This window comes from Thermoplasmata archaeon, assembly GCA_035632695.1.
Classification (GTDB): domain Archaea; phylum Thermoplasmatota; class Thermoplasmata; order RBG-16-68-12; family RBG-16-68-12; genus RBG-16-68-12.
The window spans coordinates 1-5,896 of sequence record DASQGG010000147.1 but is presented as its reverse complement, the minus strand read 5'-3'; the positions used below and the strand labels follow the sequence as shown (position 1 = coordinate 5,896).

At 67.8% G+C, this 5,896-nt stretch carries 7 protein-coding genes; 5 read left to right on the top strand and 2 right to left on the bottom strand.

Annotated features, from left to right (window positions below):
* Positions 1–837: hypothetical protein (locus VEY12_09420; GenBank protein ID HYM40340.1), on the top strand; the 837-nt coding region annotated here is incomplete at its 5' end.
* Positions 838–840: 3 nt separating this feature from the next.
* Here the strand turns inward: VEY12_09420 and VEY12_09415 are convergent.
* Positions 841–1,098: a hypothetical protein gene (locus VEY12_09415; protein HYM40339.1), complete on the bottom strand. Its 258-nt coding sequence runs from the start codon at positions 1,096–1,098 to the stop codon at positions 841–843.
* A 118-nt stretch (positions 1,099–1,216) separates the two neighbouring features.
* Between VEY12_09415 and VEY12_09410 the strand changes: the two genes are divergently transcribed.
* Both VEY12_09410 and VEY12_09405 read left to right on the top strand, forming a co-directional pair.
* Positions 1,217–2,293: an aminomethyltransferase family protein gene (locus VEY12_09410; GenBank protein HYM40338.1), complete on the top strand. Its 1,077-nt coding sequence runs from the start codon at positions 1,217–1,219 to the stop codon at positions 2,291–2,293.
* A 45-nt stretch (positions 2,294–2,338) separates the two neighbouring features.
* Positions 2,339–3,094, top strand: coding sequence for a class II glutamine amidotransferase (locus VEY12_09405; protein HYM40337.1), 756 nt, complete (start codon positions 2,339–2,341; stop codon positions 3,092–3,094).
* Positions 3,095–3,118: 24 nt separating this feature from the next.
* Here VEY12_09405 and VEY12_09400 read toward each other — a convergent pair whose 3' ends face one another.
* Complete coding sequence (locus tag VEY12_09400) at positions 3,119–3,886, bottom strand: polyprenol monophosphomannose synthase (protein ID HYM40336.1); 768 nt, start codon at positions 3,884–3,886, stop codon at positions 3,119–3,121.
* 81 nt (positions 3,887–3,967) lie between these two features.
* Here VEY12_09400 and VEY12_09395 point away from each other — a divergent pair, with 81 nt between their 5' ends.
* Complete coding sequence (locus VEY12_09395) at positions 3,968–5,158, top strand: class I SAM-dependent methyltransferase (GenBank protein HYM40335.1); 1,191 nt, start codon at positions 3,968–3,970, stop codon at positions 5,156–5,158.
* The coding region (locus tag VEY12_09390; protein ID HYM40334.1) for a glycosyltransferase at positions 5,155–5,896 on the top strand (742 nt) is incomplete at its 3' end. The genes VEY12_09395 and VEY12_09390, both read left to right, overlap by 4 nt.

Sequence of the window (5,896 nt, the reverse complement as noted above, 5' to 3'; positions counted from 1 at the left end):
ATGCCCTTCAAATTCTGGAAGCGGGAGAAGCCCGAGGATGCGAAGGGAACCCCCGAGAAGGGGAAGGCTGCCGAAAAGGCCGCGCCCAAGCCCAAGGCGGCCCCGGAGAAGAAACCGGAGGCGGCCAAAGAAGGACCCGAGGCCAAGCCTCCGGAGCCGGCTGCCAAGCCGGAGGCCGCGGCGAAGGCCGAGAAGCCTCGGGAGGCCCCTGCCGCCGATCTCGACGCCGCGGCCGGCGAGCTCCACACCGGCCTCGTGGGCCTCGGGCTTACGATCGCGGGCACGAAGCCCGTCTTCCTGAAGCGGATCGCCGCGTACCCGGACGGCACGGGGGAGTTCCTAAGCCTGTTCCGCGAGAAGCCGTACCGCGCGGGGACCAAGGTACTGACCGACTGGCTCGGCTTCCACGCGCCCGCGGAGTTCGAGCCCGAGAAGCTCCTCGCGGACGTGAACCTGCGGTTGAGCTCCTTCAAGCTCGCGGTCCAGATGAGCGACCTGACGTGGCTGGACCAGCAGCTCGGCCTGCGCAAGGCGCGCCTGCGGCTCGGGGACGTAGAAAAGGTGGCGCGGTTCAAGGACGCCCGGGACTTCATGCACGGCGTCAACGAGCTGATCGCGCCGAGGAAGCTCGCCTTCCTGGAGCTGGAGACTTGGTCGCCGGAATTCGCGTTCCTCCTGGTGCGGGATCCGAAGTGGGAGAAGCTCGCGACGACCAAGCTCGTCGTGATCAAGGCGCCCCAGACCGCCGTGGGCGGCGAGTGCGGGGAATGCGGCGCGCCCGTCGGGGAGAACTGGCACGACTGCCTCTCCTGCGGCGCCGTGTTCGGGACCGAGTGACGCTCACTTGGGCGGCTCGCCCTTCTTCGCGGACTCCCCGGGCTTCGATCGCAGGATGGGCGTGGGGTCGTACATCTTCTCGGGCCACTCGCGCCGGTGGACGAGCATGCCGCAGTGCGGGCAGTTCTTCTCGTCGAGGTGCTCCTCGTTGCGGGTGAAGAGGACTTTGCCGTCGCAGTAGGGGCAGTGGAGCGTCCGCGGCTTGCGCATGATCCGCTTCGCGAACACGGACATCTGGCCTTCCCGCAGGTCGGGCGCCATGGGAGCGAAATGAGCGGGCCGCGGGATATGAAGATTGTGTCGCACGCCGCGACGGCCTCGATGCGGGGCGCGTGCGCGCAAAGGTCAAATGGAGCCGTCGTATCCCTCCCGCGAAAGGATGTCCGATCTCCGTCTCCGCGGCTACCACGAGGTCAGCGGCGCCCTGTTCCGCAGGGAGGCCGGCTGGGAGGTTCCCGCGGGCTACGGGGCGCTCGACCGCGAGGTGGACGCGGTTCGGCGGGCGGCAGGCATCCTCGACATGAGCGACCGCACGAAGGTCCGCGTCCGCGGCTCGGATCGCCTGACCTTCCTGGACGGACTCGTGACTGCGGACCTCAAGGTCCTCCCGCCCGGGATGTCCGCGTACGCGCTCGTCCTCGACGAGGCGAGCCGAGTCCTCGGGGATCTCCGGATCCGGGCTGTGGACGACACATTCCTCCTGGACATTGACGCGGCGCAGTCCGAAGCCCTGCTGGACTACTTCCGCAAGCAAATCGTCAGCGACGACGTGACCCTGGAGGACCTGGGCTTCACCGGCCACATCGAGGTGCACGGTCCCCTCGCCGCGCGAATCGCGGAAGCGGTCCTCGGCGTGGACGTGCACACGCTGTCCGTGGACGAGCACGGCACGTTCCCGCTCGACCGCCACCACCACGGCTACGTCGCGCGGGTGAACACCCTGGGCGAGATCGGATACGCGATCTGGGCGCAGGGAGACAGCCTCGCCCTGGTCTGGGACGCGTTCATCCGCAGCGGCGCTCTCCCGGTGGGGCGGGATGCCTTAGAGGTCCTGCGAATCGAGGCGGGCCGTCCTCGGTTCGGGGTGGACATGACGCCTGAGACGCTCGCCCTCGAGGTCGCACCGGAGGGCGTGCTCAGCTTCACGAAGGGCTGCTACCGGGGGCAGGAGGTCGTGGCTCGTGGTGTGTCCATCGGCCAAGTGACCCGCCACATCGTGGGCCTGAGGATCGAAGGCGACGTGCCGCCGAACCACGGTGATCCGGTCCGCGCGGACAACGTGGACGCAGGCCATGTGACGAGTGGGGCTTGGTCCCCGACCAGGGGTTGGGTCATCGCGCTCGCCCTCCTGCGCACCGCAGCGGTGAAGTCCGGAGGGAGCCTCGTGGTCGACCGGGACGGATGGACGATGGCCGCGAGACTCGCGAGCCTTCCGTTCGTGATCGGGTCCTCGTGACCCTGGGCGAGGACGTAAATAGCCGCGCTCCTCTGGGTCGGTCCCATGTGCCGGATGATGGGCGTCGTGAGCCGCGGGCCCGTGTACTACGACCTGTTCGAGGAGTTCGCGGACCTGTCCACGAAGGGGATGTGCCCGATCGGGGCGCCCGACGAGCGGGGGCACAAGGACGGCTGGGGGCTCCTTTGCTTCCAGAACGGCGCGCTCACGATCCAGATGAAGGACGTGGGCTGCGCCGCGGACGCGTCCAAGTACTACGGCACTGCGTGGAAGATCGCGAAGCTGAACATCGAGCGCGCGGAGGGCCAGAACCTGATCGTCCTGGGCCACCTGCGCCGCGCGTCGGACCCCAAGACGGTCGGGCAGCGGTGGTCCCACCCCTTCGTGGAGGAGCGGGACGGCGTGACGTGGGCGTTCCAGCACAACGGCTCCCTGAACAAGGAGTCGAACGAGAAGGACGTGATCGACTCCCAGATTCTGTTCCACCTGGTCCTCGAGGCCCTGGACGGCCGAGACCACGCCGCGGTGGCTCGGGCGACGACGATCGCGCGGCAGCGCGCGATCGACGAGTACGACGGCTTCACGGGCCTGAACTTCATGATGAGCGATGGGACCGCGCTCCACGCGTACCGCGACTTCCAGACGAACGGGGCGTACTACACCCTATACCAGGACCACTTCGGCGAGATGGTCATCACGACCTCGGAGCCTATCCTGGCCATGAAGGCGGACCCCATGCCGCGGGGCATCCTGCACACGGTGACGCCGGACCTCGAGGTCGCCAAGACGGAGATCGCGTAGGGGCGTGTGCGGCGCGCAACGCCTTCAGGGATCACGGTGGGTCGCGCGGACGTGTTTCCGGGCGGCTCCCGCAGGGTCCCCGAGCGGCTCGCGGTCGTGCCACAGACGCATCGTCAGCCGGAGGTAGTCCAGGATGCCTCGCCCGCCGAGCTTGCTGGTCCCGTTCTCCCGGTTGCGGAACACGTAGGGCACCTCGCAGATCGTGAGTGCTCGATGGGCGAGGACCTCGAACAGGGGCTTGTGCCCAGTGCCGCTGATCCGCACCCCCTGGAGGGCGGCCGGGCGGAAGACGAAGAACCCGGAGAGGGGATCCGAGCAGGGCGTGCGTACGATCCGGTGCGCCATCGCCGTGGCCCCGAGGCTGATCACCCGCCGATACAGGGGCCAGTGGATGATCCGGCCGCCGGACATGTACCGCGAGGCGACCACGCCGTCGAAGCCGTTGAGCTGCTCGAGCATCAGGGGGAGCAGGAACGGGGGATGGGAGAGGTCCGCGTCCATGACGGCCACGAGGTCCGTGCCCGACTCCCGAAGCCCATCGATGATCGCGCCGCCGAGGCTCCGCGGAGGCCGCCGGATCACGACCCGGGTCGGGATGCCCAGGCGCTCCCCCAGGGAGTGGGCCAGGGCCGCCGTTCCGTCCGGGGAGTCGTCGTCCACGACGAGGAGTTCGAAGGGGACCTGCCAGGTACCTCGGAGCTTCGCGAACTCGCGAAACAGGACAAGGAGATTAGCCCCTTCGTTGTACGTCGGAACGACCACCGTGAGCGCATGCACCTCGCCCGACGACATGGGTTCAAGCACCTTTAGGTCAGCCTCAGATTGCGGGAAAAGTATAACTATCTTTGTAGTAATCTTTCCCAAATCTCTCCGGTGGTAGCCGTGCGACTCGCCGCCCATCCTCAGGTCACGGAAGGGGAGGCGGGACTGCTCCACCTGCGAGTGCTCGAGCCGGGGGGAACCTGGTCGGCCGAGGTGCCTCTCCGGTTCGTTCGGTCCTCGGGGGATCCCGAGATTCTCGCGGCGGCAGAGGGCGTGCCGCGCTGGGCACACGCCTTGGTCACGGGCGGAAAGGCGATCTGGCGCGTCGATGGAACGACGACGCAGGGCGACGCGGACGGCATCGAAGATCCCCAGGAACTCGAGACGATTCTCGGCAGATTCGCAGCTACCCTCGGCACCGCGGAGGTCCGTCGATGGTTCCCGGGGCGGGTCCGAGGCTTCCGTCTGCGGTCGACCTCCGCGATCGAGCCCAGCTACCCGCTCACCGTGGAGGCGTATTTCGACCGCCTTGCACCCGAGTACGACCGGACCGTGGAGACGAACCCGCTTGACCGCGACCTGCGCGACGTGTCCAACGCGATCCTCGAGCGCGTATTCACTCCCGGGCAGCATGTCTTGGAGATCGGCTGCGGCACGGGTTGGGAGACGCTCCCCCTCGCCCGCCGCGGCGTCCACGTGCTCGCCACGGACGTGTCTTCCGAGATGCTGGAACGGCTCCGCCGCAAGGTCGCGGCCGAGGGCCTTGGGTCCCTCGTGGAGGTCCGGAAGCTGGGAGCCCGGGAGGTGCCCTCGCTACTCGACGCATACCCTGATGCCTCCTTTGACGGCGGGTTCTCCGACTTCGGGGCGCTGAATTGCGAGGAAGACCTCGCGGATCTGCCGCAGGCGCTGCACCGGCTCCTGCGCCCCGGCGGGCGCCTGGTCCTGGGCATCTGGAACCGATTCTGCGTCTCGGAAGCGTTCCTGGCCCTGGTGACGCTCCGGCCCCATCGCGCGGTGGCGAGGCTTGAGACACCCGTCCCCGTGGGCCGGTCCCGGTACGGCGTTCCCGTGTACGCCCGCGGGACCGCGGAGTTCCTTGAGCGGTTCCGCCCCTTCTTCGACGTCGAGAGGATCACAGGGCTCCCGGTCTTCGTGCCGCCGTACGACTTCGCGCGAGGCCTCGCAGCGCGAGGTCAGTTGCTCCCGGTCCTCCGCGGGCTCGATGGAGCGTTCGCGAGCCACTTCCCCTTCAACCGGTTCGGCGACCACTTCCTGGTCGAGCTGAGGCGTCGACCATGAACAACGTAGGCGGGCCCCTTGGCATGGATCGCGTGCCTGTATCGGTCGGGATCTGCGCGTTTAACGAGCAACGTCAAGTCGGCCGGGCACTCAAGTCCCTCCTTGAACAGGAGATCCCGGAAGGATTTGTCCTCTCCGAGATTCTCGTTGTCGCCAGCGGCTGCACGGATGGCACAGAGGCCGTTGTTGCCTCCTGGGCGAAGGCGGATTCCCGGGTGGTCCTCGTGCGCCAGCCGATTCGCGAGGGCAAGGCTTCGGCAATCAACGTGTTCCTGGCCCAAGCTCGCGGCGAGGTCCTCGTCCTCCTCAACGCGGACGCACGCCTACGCACGGGCTCCTTAAAGCGGCTCTTGGATCCCTTTGCGCGCGACCCCGGATTTCAAATCGCCTGCGGCCTGCCGGTACCTGAAACTGACGGGTCGCCGCTGGTCCGTCGGTTCGCGGAGGTGCAGTGGGGCCTCCACAACCGCGCGCTCGAGACGCTCGGGCGTCTAGGCCTCCCGAATCACTGCTGCGACGAGTTTCTTGCGATGCGCAAGGGGTTCGTGGACTCAATCCCCCCTGAGGTGATCAACGACGGCGCCTATCTCGCTGTGGTGGCGGAACAACATGGCTGCGCCGTGCACGTCTGCACGGACGCCCTCGTGACTGTCGAGATTCCTCGCACGCTCCGCGGCGCCCTCATGCAGCGGCGTCGGGTTCTCCGCGGTCACCGCCAGATTCGGGGACTCTTGGCGC